Genomic DNA, 17,182 nt, shown 5'->3' on the forward strand with positions numbered 1-17,182 from the left:
GTCCTGCGCGGCCCCGTCCTGCCTCGGCAGGGCGGGGCCGTCGTCACGTGGGGGTGACGCGCGCTGCCTCGTCGGCGGTGGGTGAGGCGTCGTCGTGCAGTGCGTCCACGGCGCGGGAGCGTCGCGACGCCGCCGCCGAGCCGAGCAGGATCAGCGCGGTCGCTGCGAGCACGGTCAGCGTGATGACCTCGTCGAGCACCAGCGCGCCCAGGGCCACGGCGACCACCGGGTTGAGGTAGGCGACGAGGGTGGACCTGGCCGCGCCGACCTCGACGATGAGCTGGAAGAACAGGACGAACGCGAGCGCGGTGCACAGCGCACCGAGGCCGACGAGGGCCAGCACCGCATCGACCGGCGGCCACGGGTGCGGACCGGTCACCAGGACGACGGGTGCGTAGGCGAGCGCGGTGATCCCCAGGCAGGTGGCCGTTAGGGGGATGGCGGGCACGTCGCGCAGGCTGCGGTCCGCGATGATCGGCGCGGCCGCGTAACCGAGCGCGGCGAGCAGCACCTGGGCGACGGCCCACGGGTCCCCACCGGCGGCGCCCGGCCCGAGGAGCAGCGCGACGCCGCCCAGCCCGACGAGCAGGCCGACCCAGCGCACGAACGCCACCGGCTTGCGGTCACCCACGAGCCGCCCGAGGACGACCGCGGCGATCGGCACCGTCGCGACGAGCAGGCCGGTGGTCGAGCTGGACAGCGTGCGTTCGGCGTTCGACAGCAGGATCCACGGCAGGACGATCTCCAGGACCGCGAACCCGAGCACCGCCGGCCAGTGGCCGCGGAGCACCCGCAGCCCACCCCCGCGCAGGGCGAACGGCAGGAGCAGGAGGGCGCCGAGCGCGGTGCGGACGAACACGACCATGACAGGCGTGACGTCCGTGACGGCGATCTTGATGAGCAGGTACGGGACGCCCCAGATGACTCCGACGACGACCAGGAGGAACCAGCCGCGGCGGCTCACGTGGGCACCGCGCAGGACCGAGGACGCATACCGACACCGTAGGGCCGGCCACCGACATCTTTTCCGTGCGGAACGTCGCCCGGTGCTGGTGCGGAACTTCCGGGCGACGTGCTGGCGCGGCGCGGCCGACGGGCTGGAGCCTGCCGTCCTCAGGTCGGCGTCACGCCGCGGAACTCCGCCAGCCGCTCGTGCTCGACCCTGACGGCGGTCCTCGTCCCGCGCGACCACGGCACCCACTCGTCGAGCTCGAGCGCGAGCTGCTTTCCCTTCGCACGCGGCCGCCAGGTGCCGACGATCTCGCCGTCCACGAGCACCGCTCCCGGTCGGCCGATCACGGGCCAGAGCGCCTTGTGCCGGGTCGTGTCCGGGACGAGGACGTCCCGGTCCCGGCCCTGCAGGTACAGGTCGTACGGACCGAGCAGGCGCACGACCGGCCGGGCTGGAGGGTCCTGCAGTGCGGCGAGGTCTCCCTTGAGCATGCTGGCGGGTCGTCCGTCGACGGTGACGTCGACCGCGTCGTGCGGCCAGCGGGCCTTCACGTCCCGGACGGCCCCGTCCAGGTACGTTGCGGCCTGCGCCGGTGTGAGGGGGCCGAGGAGGTGCAGCAGGTTGCGGAGCAGGTCCACCGAGCCGTCGCCGTCGCCGGAGAGCCGCTCGAGGTTCCCCACCTGGCCGGCGGGCCAGCGGGGGATGCGCCTGACGACCGGGGGAGAGGTGTCCGGCTCCAGCTCGAGGCCGCCGTGCAGGGCACCCATGCGGAAGGGCATCTCGTAGAGATGGGTGGCCCGGCATGCCGCGCACCAGCGCATGTACGGCTCCGTGAGCTCGGCGGTCATCCGGGTCGACAGTGCCCCCTTCACGATCGGCTCGGTCACGACGTCGCGCATCGTCGTCGCCACCGTCGCCATCGCGTCGAGCGCCGGGATCCCGGCAGCCTTCAGCGGCGCCGCGGCGCTCAGCAGGCGCTTGGCCGCGTCGGCCTCGGAGTAGGGGCGCAGTGCCTTCTGGACCGCCGGCAGGTCGGCGCGGCGGTAGGCGTGCGGGGAGGCGCGAACTGTCCACGCCAGCGCGAGCTCCTGGGGCCAGTGGTGCGCGGTCACGGGGACGCCCCGCACTGCGAGCGCCCAGAGCGCGCCGTCGGGTCCGGTGTCCTGTGCGCCGAGGTCGAGGACCGCGGCATCGTCGGGGCGCCGGTCCTGGTTCGTCGGTCGGTCGAGCTCCTGGGCGTGCACTCGGTACCGCAGCACCTGCATTCGGCTCACGGACATGGTTCCACCGTGGCACGAGCCGCCCACACCGGCAGGTCAGCCGCCGAGGATCCCCTGGCCCGCGGTGCGCAGCACGTGCGCGTAGCGCTGCTCGCCCCCGTCCGGCAGGAGCCCGTCGAGCTCGAGCTCGACGAGCCCGTGCACGAGGGCCCACAGACCCAGGGCCGGCTCCTCGGCCGGGACGCCGTCGCCCAGGACCCGGGCGACCGCGTCGCGCAGGACCAGGAACGTCGCGCTGGCGGTCGCCGGTCCGCGGCTCCCGTCCTGCAGACCCGCGCCCGTCGCGCTGAACATCACGCGGTAGAAGTGCGGGTCGGCGAGGGCGTTCTCCCGGTAGGCGAGGCCGAGGCCGAGCAGGTCCGCACCGGGGTCCGCGGTGCGGGGGACCGCGGCGAGCCGCACGGCGAAGCGCGCGAACGCCTCGTCGCCGACGGCCCGGACGAGGTCGTCGCGGCTGCCGAACAGGGAGTACACGGCCGAGGGCGACGTCCCCGCGCGGGACGCGAGGTCGCGGACCGTCAGCGCGGCCGCTCCGGCGGTCGCGACGATCGTCGACGCCTCCTCGAGCAGGCGGGCGCGGAGGGCGTCGTCGTGCACGCGGGGACGGGCCATCGGGCGAGTCTAGAGGGCTTGACGGGAGTTTACGTACAGTGTTCTATAACGCTGTTCGCAAACGAGGAGGACTGCCATGATCGAGCTCACCGAGGCCGCCCGGGTCACCGCCGGGATCGTCGCCCTGTCCGTGGTCGCGATCGAGTCCGGCGGCGCGTTCCTGCTGCGCGTCGTCACCGGCAAGGAGGAGGTCACCGACTTCCAGAAGAGCTTCTTCCGGGCCGGGCACGCCCACGCAGGGGTCCTGGTGACGCTCGGCCTCGTCTGCCTGGTCCTCGGGGAGGCCACGACGCTCACGGGATTCTGGCGCTGGCTCGCGCAGACAGGCGTGCTGCTCGCGGCGATCGTCATGTCGGCCGGCTTCTTCTTCGCCGCGATGGGACGCGGTCGGCAGGAGCCCAACCGGGCCGTCCTCCTGCTCGGCGTCGGGGCGGTCCTGCTCGCCGCGGGGGTCGCGACCCTCGGTGTGGGCCTGCTGCTCGGGTGAACGCACGCCCGACACGCGCCCGACGGTCGACGTGTCGCGGGTGGCCCCGACTAGTTTGAGGACCATGGCGACTCGCACGTCCACCCCTCGCGCCCGCTCCGGTGCGCCGGCGACGTCGCGCGCGTCCGGCAAGACCGGCGGGACGTCCCGTCCACAGGGGCGCAGGCCCGCACCGCCTCCGCCGCGACCGGCCCTGCCGGTCCGGATCGTCAAGGGCATGTTCATGGGCACCGCCCACCTCGTCGGCGGCACCGCCCGTCGCGTCGGCCACGGTGCCCGCGACCTCGACCCCGCGCACCGTCGCGACGGTCTGGCGTTCACGCTCCTCGGTCTCGCGATCGTCATCGCCGCGCGCGAGTGGTGGGACCTGTCGGGCACCGCCGGCGCCGTGGTGCACAACGTCGTGGCCGGGACGTTCGGCAAGGTCGGCGTCGCGGTGCCGCTGGTGCTGCTCGGGCTCGCCCTGCGGCTCATGCGGCACCCGGAACGCGTCGAGGCCAACGGGCGCATCGTCATCGGCATCGGCGCCATCACCCTCGCCGTCTGCGGTCTCGTCCAGATCGGCGCCGGGCTGCCCGGCACGGACGACATGGCGGCGCTGCGCGTGGCCGGGGGTGTCGTCGGGTTCCTCATCGGCACCCCGCTGGCCAGCCTGCTGACCGCGGGGGTGGCCGTCGCGCTGCTGATCCTGCTCGCGTTCTTCGGCGTCCTCGTGGTCACCGCGACCCCCGTGCACCAGATCGTCCCGCGCCTGCGCGGCGTGTACGACAAGCTCACCGGGAACCACCGGACGCCGGTCGGCGAGGTCGAGGACGACGCGCCGCTGGTCATCAACGCCGGGCACACGGCCGTCGCCGAGATCGAGGCGCCGCCCAAGCGCAAGCTCCTCGGCCGACGACGCAAGCGCGCCGACCAGACCGACGAGCCCGACGACACGCGGCTCGACGCGTACGACGGCGACGAGGCGTTCGAGCGTGCCGCCATCGTCGCGGCAGCCGAGGCGGAGGCGGAGGCCCAGGCGGCACGCGACGCCGCACCCGACACGGTGCCGACGACCGTCGTGAGCACCAAGGCGCCGCTGCGCGCCCCCGAGCCGACGCCCGTCCCGCGCGGCGAGCAGCCGATGCTCGGGGGAGACGTGCTCTACACGCTCCCGGCCGAGGACGCCCTCGCCAAGGGGGCGCCGCACAAGGTGCGGTCCGCCGCCAACGACCGCGTCGTCGAGTCCCTCACCTCGGTGCTCGAGGCGTTCGAGATCGACGCGCAGGTCACCGGCTTCACGCGCGGTCCGACGGTGACGCGGTACGAGGTCGAGCTCGGCCGGTCGGTCAAGGTCGAGCGCGTCACGGCGCTGAGCAAGAACATCGCCTACGCCGTGGCCAGCGCGGACGTCCGGATCCTGTCGCCGATCCCCGGCAAGTCCGCGATCGGCATCGAGATCCCCAACACCGACCGCGAGACCGTCTCGCTCGGTGACGTGCTGCGCTCCAGCGCGGCCAAGCGCACCGAGCACCCGATGGTCATCGGCGTCGGCAAGGACGTCGAGGGTGGCTACGTCGTCGCGAACCTGGCCAAGATGCCCCACCTGCTCGTCGCCGGCGCGACCGGCGCGGGCAAGTCGAGCTTCGTCAACTCGATGATCGTCTCGATCCTCATGCGCGCCACGCCCGACGAGGTCCGCATGGTGCTCGTCGACCCGAAGCGCGTCGAGCTCACGCTCTACGAAGGCATCCCGCACCTCATCACGCCGATCATCACGAACCCCAAGAAGGCCGCCGAGGCGCTCGAGTGGGTGGTGCGCGAGATGGAGGCGCGCTACGACGACCTGGCGAACTTCGGGTTCAAGCACATCGACGACTTCAACACCGCGGTCCGCGCGGGCAAGGTCAAGCCGCTGCCGGGCTCGGAGCGCAAGATCGCGACCTACCCGTACCTGCTGGTGGTCGTCGACGAGCTGGCCGACCTGATGATGGTGGCCCCGCGTGACGTCGAGGCGTCGATCCAACGCATCACGCAGCTGGCGCGCGCCGCCGGCATCCACCTGGTCCTGGCGACCCAGCGCCCGAGCGTCGACGTGGTCACGGGTCTGATCAAGGCGAACGTGCCGTCGCGCCTCGCGTTCGCGACGAGCTCCCTGACGGACTCGCGGGTCGTGCTCGACCAGCCCGGCGCCGAGAAGCTCATCGGCCAGGGTGACGCCTTGTTCCTGCCGATGGGTGCCGCCAAGCCGATGCGGACGCAGGGCGCGTGGGTGTCCGAGTCGGAGATCCACGCCGTCGTCGAGCACGTCAAGAAGCAGCTCAAGCCGGTGTACCGCCAGGACGTGACCGCGGCGCCGGTCAAGAAGCAGGTGGACGAGGACATCGGCGACGACCTCGACCTGCTGCTGCAGGCCGCGGAGCTCGTCGTCACCACGCAGTTCGGGTCGACGTCCATGCTGCAGCGCAAGCTCCGGGTCGGGTTCGCGAAGGCGGGTCGCCTCATGGACCTGCTCGAGTCGCGCGAGATTGTCGGCCCGTCCGAGGGGTCGAAGGCCCGTGAGGTGCTCGTGCAGGCGGACGACCTGCCGGGCACCCTCGCGATGCTGCGCGGCGCACCCGGCGAGGACGAGGGTGACCGGTACGCGACCACGGACGGCGCCCTGCCGGGCGAACCGCCGGAGGCGACCGACTACTTCGACGGCGCCGAGGAGGACGACGCCGGACGCTGGTCCGGCGGGGGTCGGTGAGCGCCGCGTTCCCCGACCCGTGGGGGGTCGTCAGCACCGGGATCGCCATCGTCGCGATCCTGTCGCTCGTCGCCGTCCTCATCCTCCTCGGCAAGCAGCGCGCGCAGGTGCGGCGGGCGAACGAGCTGCTCGAGCTCTCGCGTGAGCTCCGCCACCGCTACGACGCGCTGCAGGCCGTGACGAAGGAAGGCGTGCTCGTCCAGTCCCTGTCCGGCCGCGTGCTCGACATCTCCGAGCGGGCGGCGGCGATCCTGGGCGTCGACGCGAAGGCGTCCGTCGGCAGGTCCGTCGGAGACCTCCCGGTCGTGCTCGTGAACGAGATGGGCCTGGCCATGAACCCGGCAGCGGTCCTCGGGCACCGCTCCGGGGTGGCGCGCGCCGGGTGGACAGTCGACTCCGAGCTCGTCGGCGTCGCGCTGCCCGGGACCGACACCACCCAGGCGCGCATGGTCCAGGTGGCGAGCCAGCTGGTGCCCGCCGGGGACGGAGACGCCGCGGCGGTGCTCACGACCCTCGTGGACGTCACCGGCCGCCGCGAGGTCGAGGCGGCGCTGACGCGCAGCGAGATGCAGTTCCGGGTCGCGATGGAGAACGCGCCGATCGGCATGGCGCTCGTCGACCTCGAGTGGCAGATCGTCGAGGCCAACGCCGCCTTCGCCGAGCTGCTGGGCACCAGCGTCGGCGCCCTCCGGGGGTACCGCATGGAGGACCTCAGCACCCCGGAAGGCCGACCCGCGGAGCGTCTCGAGGTCGACCACCTGCTCGGTGGCGGCCAGCACCGGTTCTCCCTCGAGAAGCGCTACCAGCGGGCCGACGGCCACCAGGTGTGGGTCGCGCTCGACGCGGCGCTCGTGCGCACCCCGACCGGTGCGCCGGACCACTTCGTCGTCCAGGTGCGCGACTCGACGGAGTCGCGCCTGCAGGCGGAGATGCTCACGCACCGCGCGATGCACGACCCGCTGACCGGGCTGGCCAACCGCACCCTGCTCCAGGAGGTCCTCCAGTCGGTGCTGGAGCAGCCCGGCGTCGTCGACCGGGTCGCGGTCCTGGCCTGCGACCTCGACGGGTTCAAGGAGATCAACGACCGCTACGGCCACGCCGCCGGTGACGAGGTGCTGGTGCACGTCGCCGGCGTCCTGCGCGCGGCGACCGCACGCCGTGGCACGGTGGCGCGGCTCGGCGGCGACGAGTTCGTGGTCGTGGTGCAGGACCTCGACGGCCCGCGCGCCGTGTTCGAGGTCGCCGCCGCCATCCACGCCGGGCTGCAGGAGCCGGTCCGGGTGGCTCGTCGGCGGCTCAACGTCGCGGCCAGCATCGGGATCGCCCTCGCCGACCCGGACTCGATCGAGGGCGGCGCCCCGGGCCTGCTCGCCGCCGCCGACGCCGCCCTGTACCGGGCCAAGGGTGCGGGGCGTGGACGGACCGAGGTCTACGACGCGTCGATGGCGATGGGCTCGCCGTCGGACCTGCACCGCGAGCTCGCCGCCGCCATCGCGGAGGACCAGCTCGTGGTCCACTACCAGCCGATCGTCGACCTGGCCGACGCCCGCGTGGTCGGGTACGAGGCGCTCGTGCGGTGGGAGCACCCGAACCGTGGGCTGCTGCTGCCCGCCTCGTTCCTCAGCCTGATCCAGGAGGCGGGCATGTCCGTCGCTCTCGGTCAGCTGGTCGCCCGGCGCGTCGTCGAGTTCGTCGCCTCCATCCACGACCGGACCCGGTGGGTGTCGGTGAACGTGTCCGCCGACCAGCTGGGGGACGGGGAGTTCGCGACGACCCTCCTGTCGGAGATCTCCCGGCACCGGCTCACCGCAGGCCGGATCGTCGTCGAGCTCACCGAGTCGTCGCTGGTCGCGTCCGGCACCCGGATCCGCCACGAGCTCACGCAGCTGTCCGCGGCGGGCGTCCCGATCCTGCTCGACGACTTCGGGACCGGGGTGTCGCCGTTGTCCTACCTGCGGGACCTGCCCGTCGCGGGCGTGAAGCTCGACATGTCGTTCACGTCCGGCATCCCCGAGGACCCGACGGCCGGGAAGGTCGCCCGGGCACTGGGAGCGCTGGCGCGCGAGCTCGCCATGGTGACCATCGCCGAGGGGATCGAGCACGAGGAGCAGGCCGAGTACCTGCACCGCAACGGCTGGCGCTACGGGCAGGGCTGGCTGTACGGCAGCGCCCAGCCGGGCGACATCACCCGCTGACGCGGGCGACGACGACGGGAGGCGGACCTGTCGTCGTCAGTGGGGTGGTGCGCTGTGGTGCCTCCGGTCCGGCTGCGGCGGCCGTGCGAGCCATCCGGTCCGCGACCTGGCCGCCGCTGAGGGAGCCGGCGCCGGCCGGGATGTCGACGAGGGCGTGCACGCGGTGCCCGCCGAGCCGGTCGACGGTGATCGGTGTCCACTCGACGCCGGTCACGCGTGCGGGTCCTGCGGCGCGGCCCTCCGCCGGGAAGGCGCCGGCGGCGCGGACGTGCGCGGAGAGGAGCAGACCCGAGTCGGTGCTCGAGGCGCAGCAGGCACCGTCCTGGTTGGAGATGTGGTTGCCGAGCCCGTAGGCCACCCACATGCCCTCCCCGCCCGGTCCACCACTGAGGTGGACGACCGGCTGCGGGACGTGCGCGTGGTGGCCGATGACGAGGTCGAACACCCCGGAGTCGGCCAGCTCCTGGTCGACCGCGAGCTGCTGGGGCGAGGGTTCCGTGCGGTACTCGACGCAGCAGTGGACGCTCGCGATCACGAGGTCGGCGCCGGCTGCGCGGGCCGCGGTCGCCTGCGCCACCATGGCGGGGACGTCGATGCGGTCGACCGACCACGGCTTGTCCGCGTCGACCGGCATCCCGTTGGTCCCGTAGGTCGCGGCGATGTGCGCGACGGTCACCGTCCGGCCGCCGCGGTCGAGCGTGTAGAGCTGCGGCTGCGTCTGCTCGTCGGCGCTCCGGGCGGTCCCGACGTGCCCGAGCCCGACGGCGTCGAGCGCGTCGAGCGTGGCCGTGACGCCCGCGAACCCACGGTCGACGGAGTGGTTCGACGCCGTCGAGCAGCCGTCCCAGCCCTGGTCGCGCAGCCCGGTCGCGATCGCGGCCGGCGTGCCGAAGAGCGGGTACCCGCTGGGCCGGGTGCCGGGCGGTGCGACGGGGACCTCGAGGTGGCACAGCGCGAGGTCGGCGCCCTGGACCCACGGGTCCAGCGGGCCGAACAGCGACCGGAAGTCGTAGCCGTCGGCGGTCCGCGCGCTCGAGAGCACCGGCAGGTGGGGGAGGACGTCGCCTGCGGCGACGATCGAGAACTCCACGTCCGGGTCGGGCGTCGGGGTGGGGACCGGCGTCGGGGTCGGCGTCGCGCTCGGGCTCGCCGTGGCGGTCGCGCCCAGGACGGTCGGCGCGGCGGCGCCCGGCTCGGCCCGCGGCCGCAGCGCCACCACCGTCGCCGTGAGGTACACGACGACGAGCAGGAGGATCGCGAGGGCGAGGACCGCAGGCGAACGTCTGCGGGCGCGGGCGTGCTGGGTCACGCGCGGATTCTACGGTTGCACGAGGCACCTCCTGCGCGCATCTAGGCTGACCGGGTGATCGACGCCGTACCCTCCGTCTGGAACCCGGCGAACGTGCTCACGATGCTGCGCATCGCGCTGGTGCCGTTCTTCGCCTGGGCTCTCCTCGCCGACGGCGGGCACACCACGACCGGTCGGCTCGTCGCGACCGCGCTCTTCGTCGTGGCCGCGGCGACCGACCGCTTGGACGGGTGGCTCGCACGCCGCTCGGGCCAGGTCACCGACCTCGGGAAGATGCTCGACCCCATCGCCGACAAGGTGCTCATCGGCACCGCCCTGGTGCTGCTGTCGTGGCTCGGGGACCTGCCGTGGTGGGTGACCGTGGTCATCCTCGTGCGCGAGCTCGGCATCACCGCGATGCGGTTCTTCCTCCTGCGCTACGTGGTGCTGCCCGCCTCCCGCGGCGGCAAGCTGAAGACCGTGCTCCAGTCGGTGGCGATCGGCCTGTACCTGCTCCCGCTCGACGTGCTCCCCGACGCCGTCTCGGTCGCTGCGACGATCCTTATGGGCGCCGCCCTCGTGGTGACGGTGGTGACCGGCGTCGACTACGCGCGGACGGGCCTGCAGATCCGGCGCACCGCCGGCCGCCCGCCCGCCGCCGGGTTGTGACGTGTCCCTCGCGTCGGACCTCCTGGAGGGGCTCGAGGCTCGCGGCTGGTCGCTGGCCGTCGCCGAGTCGCTGACCGGCGGGCTCGTCTCGGCCGCGCTCGTCGACGTGCCAGGCGCGTCGAGCGTCCTGCGCGGTGCGGTCGTCGCCTACGCCACCGACCTCAAGGGGACGCTGCTCGACGTGGACCGTGGGCTGCTCGACGCACGAGGTGCCGTCGACCCCGACGTCGCCGCAGCGATGGCCGTCGGCGTCCGCGCGCGGCTGGGTGCGGACGTCGGGCTCGCGACGACGGGCGTGGCCGGACCCGACCCGCAGGACGGGAAGCCGCCCGGCACCGTGCACGTCGCGGTGTCCACGCCGGACGGATCGACCGTGCGGTCGCTGCGGCTGACGGGGGACCGCGGGCTGGTCCGTGCGCGGTCGGTGGAGGCCGTCCTGGCGCTGGCGGTCGAAATTCTGGGCCGGCCAGGGTGAATCTCCGGCGGGGTGCGGGTGTACGGCCTCGCGACCGGGAACACTGTGAGGGGTCACATCGTTGGAACCGACGTGATGAGCACTCGACCTCCGGTACGACGCATGCCTTCGCGTGTCGGCGGTGCAAGGTACGGTGGAATCCTCCCGGCGAAGGGACAGCCGGGGTCTGCGGGTTCCGTGGTCAAGAGTCCCGAGGTGAAGAGTTCCGTGGTTCCGGGTCCGCGACGGACTCCGGCTCCCGGAGCGGACGTGGCACGTGACGCGAGAGGGGGAGCCCGAATGGTTGTACTCCGTCGAGAGATCGGCGATGTGCTGCGGGACGCGCGACAGCGCCAGGGGCGCACCCTGCGTGAGGTGTCGTCGGCAGCCCGTGTCTCGCTCGGGTACCTGAGCGAGGTGGAGCGGGGTCAGAAGGAAGCGTCGTCGGAGCTGCTCAACAGCATCTGCGAGGCGCTCGACGTCCCGATGTCGCTCGTCCTGCGTGAGGTCAGTGATCGTGTTGCTGTCGCCGAGGGTCTGCTGATCCCCGACACGGTGCCTGCGGACCTCGCGGCGTCGGTGGCCGGTGCCGCCGACTTCGGGTGGGCGCGGTCGCGGTCGGAGCTCGCTGCCATCGGCTGATCGGATGGCCTCGGCCGTCCACGCATGACCGGACGGATGCCTCCGTCCCGGTCGACGGGTCGCTGCCCAGCGCCCGTGACGACGGACAGCGATGTCCGCTCGTCCTCCTGCACGGTCCGTGGACACCTCGTCCGCGGGCCGTTGCTCGTTGCGGGCAGGTCCGCCGCGACCGCGTCGGTTCGGCGGGGACCCTCACCCGCGGTCACTCGCGAGCAGCCTGGCAGCGTGGGCAGTAGAAGATCGGCCGCTCCATCGGCGGTCTGCGCGCCTGGCCGACCGCGATCGGGGTGCCGCACCGGTGGCACGGCTGCCGGGTCCGAGCGTGCACGTGCTCGGGAGAGCGGCCGTCGATCACGGAGCGCCGCATCTGCCGCCGGGCCACGGCGAGCTGCCGGGACGCGTCGACCTGGTCGGCCGGCGTCCACGGCCAGAGCTGCTCCGCCCACAGGGACTCGGCGGCGAACAGGGTGCCGATCCCGGCGACGACCGTCTGGTCGAGCAGCACCTCCGCGACCGGCGTCGACCCGCGCGCCTTCCACCGACGCAGGATCTCGTCCGCGTCGACGGGTTCGGCGAGGATGTCCGGGCCGAGGTGGCCGACGAGCGTGCGCTCGTCGCGGGTGCGGACGACGTCGAGCATGCCGAGGTGGTGCCCGACCGCAGTCCAGTCGGCCGTCGCCAGCACCGCGCGCACGTTCGCCGCCCGCCCCGCCGCCGCCGACGTCCCCGTCCGCCAGACCCGCCAGTAGCCGTCCATCCGCAGGTGCGTGTGCAGCGTCCGGCCGTCGTCGAACCGGGTGAGCAGGTGCTTGCCGTAGGAGACGGTCTCCAGCACGGTCCGGCCCACGAGGTCGACCGTCGCTGCCGATGGCCAGCGCAGGTCCGACCGGGTGAGGACCTTGCCGGCGAACGCCAGCTCGAAGCGGTTGGCGGTGCGCCTCAGGACGTCGCCCTCAGGCACCGGCGTCCGCCGTCACGGCCGGTCCCGCAGGCGCAGGCCTCGTGGGGTCGTCGCGAAGCCCGCGGCGACCAGCGCCGTGCCGAGCGTGCTGCGCAGCGCGCCGTCGAGGACGTCCACGCCGTCGACGCGCACGATGGTGAGCCGGCCGCTGCGCCGGATCCGCACGGTCGTCGCCAGACCCTCCGCGGCTGCGGTGAGGACCCCCGCGTCGGCCGTGAACGTCAGCACGGTGCGACCCCCACGCTCCAGGTAGAGCACGAGCGCACCGTCGACGAGCACCACCAGCGCGCCTGCCTTCCGGCCGGGCCGGTGCCGTCCCGCCCCGGCGTCCGACGGGTCGGGTCCGGCGACGGGCCACGGCAGCGACGCACCGTAGGGGTTCGCCGGGTCGGTCGCGGCGAGGACGACCACCTGGAGGTCGGTCGGGCCGTCCTGGTCGGCGGACCGCTCGACCACCTGGGCGTCGACGCGCAGCCGGTCGACGGCGCCGGGCAGCGCGAACTGGGAGCCGCCGAGGCGTTCGACGAAGTAGCCGCGTCGCACCTGTCCGCCCTGCTCCAGCGCGGACAGCACGCGGTACACGTCGGTGAACCGGGCACCGATGCCCTCGGCCGGAGCCACGGCCCGGGTCAGGATGCCGTGCCGGTCGAGGAGCTGGGCGGCCAGCGCGTGCGCGCGCAGCGTCGGGTCGGGCTCGCGGCCGGGCAGCAACGACCACCGTCCACCGCTCGCGGCACCGGTGACCCCGAGGGCGCTCGACCGCGTCCCCGGGTCACCGGCCAGCTGCACGGCTGCGCGCAGGCCCAGCCGCGGACGCAGGGCACGGCCGCGCGGTGCAGCAGCGCGCGTCTTGTGGGCGGTGCTCCCGCTGCCCAGCCACGCGCGCAGGGGGGCCAGCCCGTCGTTGGTGACGTGGCCAGACCACACGAGGTCCCACACCGCGTTCGCGAGGTCCGCCTGGCTCGGAGAGGCGTCGTCGGGACGCAGCTGGCGGACCCGTTCCGTGAGCGCACCGAGGAACCAGGCGCCGCCGCTGCCGAGCGCCTCCAGGACCGCGTCGTGCAGCGGGGTGTCGGGCGCCGCCTCCGCGGGTCGGAGAGTCAGGTCCGCGACCGCGGTCGGGTGCAGGGAGACCAGCCCGTCGTGGCCGGCCAGCGCGCCGTGACCCGCCCAGACCACCTCGCCCGCGGCGGTCAGCTCGTCGAGCATCGCGGGGGTGTAGTCGACGACGCGTGCGGGCAGGACGTGGGTCTCGAGGGCCGACGCGGGCATGACTGCGCCGGCCAGCTGCTCGACGACGCGGGCGACGCCGTCGACCCCGCGCAGGGTGCCGGTCGCAGAGCTGCGTCCCGTCCGTCCGACCGGCTGCACCCCCTGCCACCGCGGCAGGAAGACACCGAGCGCCTGCGGGGCGACCGGTTCCACCTCGGCGCGCAGCGCGGCGAGCGACCGGCGGCGCAGCGTCCGCAGCACGTCGGCGTCGCAGAACTCGTCACCCGTGCCACCCAGCACGTCCGGCCGCAGCCGACCCTGCACCAGCACGCCACGGCCCTCCAGCCGCCGCAGCGTCTCGGTCACGACCGCGACCCCCCACCCGTAGCGTGCGGCGGCCTGCGCGGCGGTGAACGGCCCGTGCGTCCGGGCGTACCGGCGCAGGAGGTCGCCCACGGGATCGGGGACGACCTCGGTGAACACCTCGGGCACGCCGACGGGTAGTGCGACCCCCAGGGCGTCCCGGAGCCGTCCGGCGTCCTCGATCGCCGCCCACTGCTCGGCACGCTCGGGCACCACACCACCGAGCCGGACCCGGATCAGACGACGCGCACCCTCGAGCTCGACCAGCCAGCCGGGGACCTCGTCGCGCACCCCGGCCGCGACCCGCTCCGCCGCCTCCGACGTGGTGAGCGGACCGTGCCGGCGCACCGCGTCGGCCAGCTGCTCGAGCGTGCCGGCCTGCCGCTCGGGCGCGCGACCACTGAGCTCCGCCTCGGTGCGCACCACCGCCTCGGGGTCGAGCAGGTCGGCCAGCTGGGACTCGCCGCCCTGGCCGAGCAGCTCGGCGAGCAGGGTCGGGTCGAGCGTCAGGGCAGCGGCACGACGCTCGGCCAGCGGTGCGTCGCCGTCGTAGAGGAACTGCGCCGTGTAGCCGAACAGCAGCGACTGGGCGAAGGGGGACGGCTGGGTGGTCGTGACCTCGACGACGCGGACCCGGCGAGCGACGACGTCCCGCATGAGGGTGGTGAGGGCCTCGGTGTCGAAGTCGTCCTGGAGACACTCCCGGACGGCCTCGAGCAGGATCGGGAAGTCGGGATACTCGGACGCCACCGACAGCAGCTGTGCGGACCGCTGGCGCTGCTGCCAGAGCGGCTGACGGCGGTCCGGTCGGCGGCGGGGGAGCAGCAGGGCCCGGCTCGCCGCCTCGCGGAACCGGGCACCGAACATCGCCGACGACCCCAGCTCCGCCTTGACCGAGTCGAGCACCTCGTCCGGGTCGAGCAGCAGGTCCGCGAGGTCGATCCCCGGGTCCGTGGACTCCGCCCAGGGGTCGTCGACCAGGGAGCCGTCACCGGCGTCGAGCATGTCCGGGAGCCGCAGGACGATCCCGTCGTCCGAGTGCATCGTCGCCGCGTCGACGCCGTACTTCTCACGCAGCCGTGCACCGATCACGATCGCCCACGGGGCGTGCACCCGCGCGCCGTACGGGGAGTGCACCACCACGCGCCAGTCGCCCAGCTCGTCCCGGAACCGCTCGACCACGAGCACGACGTCCGTGGGGAGCTCGCCCGTCGCCTCGCGCTGCTCGCGCAGGTAGGTGAGCAGGTTGTCGGCCGCCCACGGGTCCAACCCGGCCGCCTCCACCCGCGTGCGGGCGTCGTCGTCGGACAGGGCGCCGAGCTCCCGCACCCAGGCGCCCATCGCCTGGCCGAGCTCCGCGGGCCGACCGGGGGAGTCGCCCTTCCAGAACGGCAGCCGGCCGGGCACCCCGGGCGCAGGTGTCACCAGGACGCGGTCGGGCGTGATGTCGTCGATGCGCCAGGTGCTGGACCCGAGCGTGAACATGTCGCCGACCCGCGACTCGTAGACCATCTCCTCGTCGAGCTCGCCGACGCGCTTCCCGCCGCGGACCGTCCCGCCCGAGCGCTCCGCGTCCACCGGGACGTCACTCGTCGTCGCGCCGCCGGCCAGGAAGACACCGAACAACCCACGGTCCGGGATGGTGCCGCCGCTGGTCACCGCGAGCCGCAGCGCGCCCGGCCGACCGCTGAGCACGTCGCGCACCCGGTCCCACACGATCCGGGGTCGCAGCTCCGCGAACTCCTCGCTCGGGTACCGGCCTGCGAGCATGTCGAGCACCGCGCGCAGCGTCGCGTCGCCGAGCCCCGAGAACGGCGAGGCCCGACGCACGACGGCCGACAGCTCGTCGAGCGACCAGTCCTCGACCGCGACCATCGCCACGATCTGCTGCGCGAGGACGTCGAGCGGGTTGCGCGGGACCCGCATCGACTCCAGCGCGCCGTCCCGCATGCGCTGCGCCGTCACCGCCGCGGGCACCAGCTCGCCCCGGAACGTCGGGAACACGATCCCGCGGGACACGGCGCCCACCTGGTGACCGGCGCGGCCGACGCGCTGCAGCCCGCTGGCGACCGACGGCGGCGACCCGACCTGCACCACGAGGTCGATCGCCCCCATGTCGATGCCGAGCTCCAGGGAGCTGGTGGCCACCACGGCCGGCAGCAGCCCCGCCTTGAGCTCCGACTCGGTGCGGGTGCGCTCCGCGCGGCTCATCGAGCCGTGGTGCGCGCGCGCCAGGATGGTCGCCGCGTGCCGGGTGTCGACGCCGACGGCCGTGCCCGACTGCGCCGGGATCGCGGCCGCACGCAGCGTCGCCGGGTCCGGGACGTCCTCGCCCGAGCGCTCCGCCCAGACCTCGTTCATCCGCGCGGTGAGGCGTTCCGCCCCGCGCCGGGAGTTGGTGAACACGAGCGTCGAGCGGTGCTCCGCGACCAGGTCGACGACGCGTTCCTCGACGTGCGGCCAGATCGACGGCCGGGGCAGCTGGCCGGCCGCCGCACCCGACAGGTCGAGGTCGTCGGGCGTGACGTCGTTGCCCCGCAGGTCCGACAGGTCGGGGACGGGGACGACCACGTCGACGACGATCTTCTTCGTCGACGGCGGCTGCACGACGGTGACGGTGCGCCCGCGGTCCTCCGGGGTCCGCGCGCCGCCCAGGAACTCCGCGACCGCGTCGACCGGCCGGACCGTGGCGGACAGCCCGATGCGCTGTGCCGGTCCCGGGCCGCCGGGGTGGTCGAGCAGGGCGTCGAGCCGTTCGAGCGACACGGCCAGGTGCGCGCCACGCTTGGTACCGGCCACCGCGTGGATCTCGTCGATGATCACGGTGCGCACGCCCGCCAGGCCGGCCCGGGCACCGGACGTGAGGACCAGGTAGAGCGACTCGGGCGTGGTGATGAGGATGTCGGGCGGCTTCGTCGCGAAGGCCCGGCGCTCGTTCGGCGGGGTGTCGCCCGTGCGGATGCCCACCGTGACGTCGGGGAGCTCCAGCCCCAGGCGCGTCGCCGCCTGCCGGATGCCCACCAGCGGAGAACGCAGGTTGCGCTCGACGTCCGTGGCGAGCGCCTTGAGGGGCGAGACGTACACGACGCGGCAGCGCTCGGCCGGGTCGTCGGGCCGCTGACCCGTCAGGAGCCCGTCGAGGGCCCACAGGAAGGCGGCGAGCGTCTTGCCGGAACCGGTGGGGGCGACGACGAGCGCGTGCTGACCTCCCGAGATCGCGGTCCACGCCCCGAGCTGCGCGGCCGTGGGCTCGGCGAACGCACCCGTGAACCAGGTCCTGGTCGGGTCGGAGAAGCGGTCGAGCACCACCCGGTCATTGTGTCGGCACCCACCCACACC

The 17,182-nt window shown here is 73.9% G+C and carries 12 protein-coding genes; 6 read left to right on the top strand and 6 right to left on the bottom strand.

The annotated features are described in order from the left end of the window. Window positions 1-43: 43 nt before the first annotated feature. The 3 genes from ASF78_RS15750 to ASF78_RS15760 form a co-directional block, all read right to left on the bottom strand. Entirely contained in the window at window positions 44-964 is a 921-nt protein-coding gene (locus tag ASF78_RS15750) for a DMT family transporter (RefSeq protein WP_056591430.1), read from the bottom strand. Window positions 965-1,113: 149 nt separating this feature from the next. Continuing rightward, the gene (locus ASF78_RS15755) at window positions 1,114-2,232 is read right to left on the bottom strand and encodes a winged helix DNA-binding domain-containing protein (RefSeq protein ID WP_056591432.1); all 1,119 of its coding nucleotides are present in this window, start codon (window positions 2,230-2,232) and stop codon (window positions 1,114-1,116) included. 36 nt (window positions 2,233-2,268) lie between these two features. After that, window positions 2,269-2,844 (bottom strand): TetR/AcrR family transcriptional regulator, encoded by a 576-nt coding sequence (locus ASF78_RS15760; protein WP_056591434.1) that lies wholly within the window; start codon window positions 2,842-2,844, stop codon window positions 2,269-2,271. 76 nt (window positions 2,845-2,920) lie between these two features. Here ASF78_RS15760 and ASF78_RS15765 point away from each other — a divergent pair, with 76 nt between their 5' ends. The 3 genes from ASF78_RS15765 (at window position 2,921) to ASF78_RS15775 (ending at window position 8,254) form a co-directional block, all read left to right on the top strand. After that, a complete protein-coding gene (locus ASF78_RS15765) occupies window positions 2,921-3,331 on the top strand; it encodes a hypothetical protein (RefSeq protein ID WP_056591436.1) in 411 nt (136 codons plus the stop codon). Between the two features lie 64 nt (window positions 3,332-3,395). Continuing rightward, on the top strand, window positions 3,396-6,059 hold the full coding sequence (locus tag ASF78_RS15770) for a DNA translocase FtsK (RefSeq protein WP_082495121.1): 2,664 nt from the start codon (window positions 3,396-3,398) through the stop codon (window positions 6,057-6,059). Next, the gene (locus ASF78_RS15775; protein ID WP_056591438.1) at window positions 6,056-8,254 is read left to right on the top strand and encodes a bifunctional diguanylate cyclase/phosphodiesterase; all 2,199 of its coding nucleotides are present in this window, start codon (window positions 6,056-6,058) and stop codon (window positions 8,252-8,254) included. The genes ASF78_RS15770 and ASF78_RS15775 overlap by 4 nt, the downstream gene beginning before the upstream one ends. On the opposite strand, the gene ASF78_RS15780 is transcribed toward ASF78_RS15775, so the two are convergent. Next, window positions 8,244-9,563 (bottom strand): CapA family protein, encoded by a 1,320-nt coding sequence (locus ASF78_RS15780; RefSeq protein WP_056591440.1) that lies wholly within the window; start codon window positions 9,561-9,563, stop codon window positions 8,244-8,246. The genes ASF78_RS15775 and ASF78_RS15780 overlap by 11 nt on opposite strands. 54 nt (window positions 9,564-9,617) lie before the next feature. Here ASF78_RS15780 and pgsA point away from each other — a divergent pair, with 54 nt between their 5' ends. The 3 genes from pgsA (at window position 9,618) to ASF78_RS15795 (ending at window position 11,307) form a co-directional block, all read left to right on the top strand. Beyond that, window positions 9,618-10,211, top strand: a complete 594-nt coding sequence (gene pgsA / locus ASF78_RS15785; protein ID WP_056591442.1) for a CDP-diacylglycerol--glycerol-3-phosphate 3-phosphatidyltransferase — start codon at window positions 9,618-9,620, stop codon at window positions 10,209-10,211. A gap of 1 nt (window position 10,212) precedes the next feature. Beyond that, entirely contained in the window at window positions 10,213-10,686 is a 474-nt protein-coding gene (locus ASF78_RS15790) for a CinA family protein (RefSeq protein WP_056591444.1), read from the top strand. A 279-nt stretch (window positions 10,687-10,965) separates the two neighbouring features. After that, complete coding sequence (locus ASF78_RS15795) at window positions 10,966-11,307, top strand: helix-turn-helix domain-containing protein (protein WP_056591447.1); 342 nt, start codon at window positions 10,966-10,968, stop codon at window positions 11,305-11,307. 202 nt (window positions 11,308-11,509) lie between these two features. Here the strand turns inward: ASF78_RS15795 and ASF78_RS15800 are convergent, their stop codons facing one another. Together ASF78_RS15800 and ASF78_RS15805 are read right to left on the bottom strand one after the other, a co-directional pair. Then, the gene (locus ASF78_RS15800) at window positions 11,510-12,268 is read right to left on the bottom strand and encodes a DNA-formamidopyrimidine glycosylase family protein (protein WP_056591450.1); all 759 of its coding nucleotides are present in this window, start codon (window positions 12,266-12,268) and stop codon (window positions 11,510-11,512) included. Window positions 12,269-12,280: 12 nt separating this feature from the next. Continuing rightward, complete coding sequence (locus ASF78_RS15805) at window positions 12,281-17,152, bottom strand: ATP-dependent helicase (protein WP_056591453.1); 4,872 nt, start codon at window positions 17,150-17,152, stop codon at window positions 12,281-12,283. Window positions 17,153-17,182: the final 30 nt, after the last annotated feature.

The organism is Cellulomonas sp. Leaf334 (assembly GCF_001424195.1).
GTDB lineage: Bacteria > Actinomycetota > Actinomycetes > Actinomycetales > Cellulomonadaceae > Cellulomonas.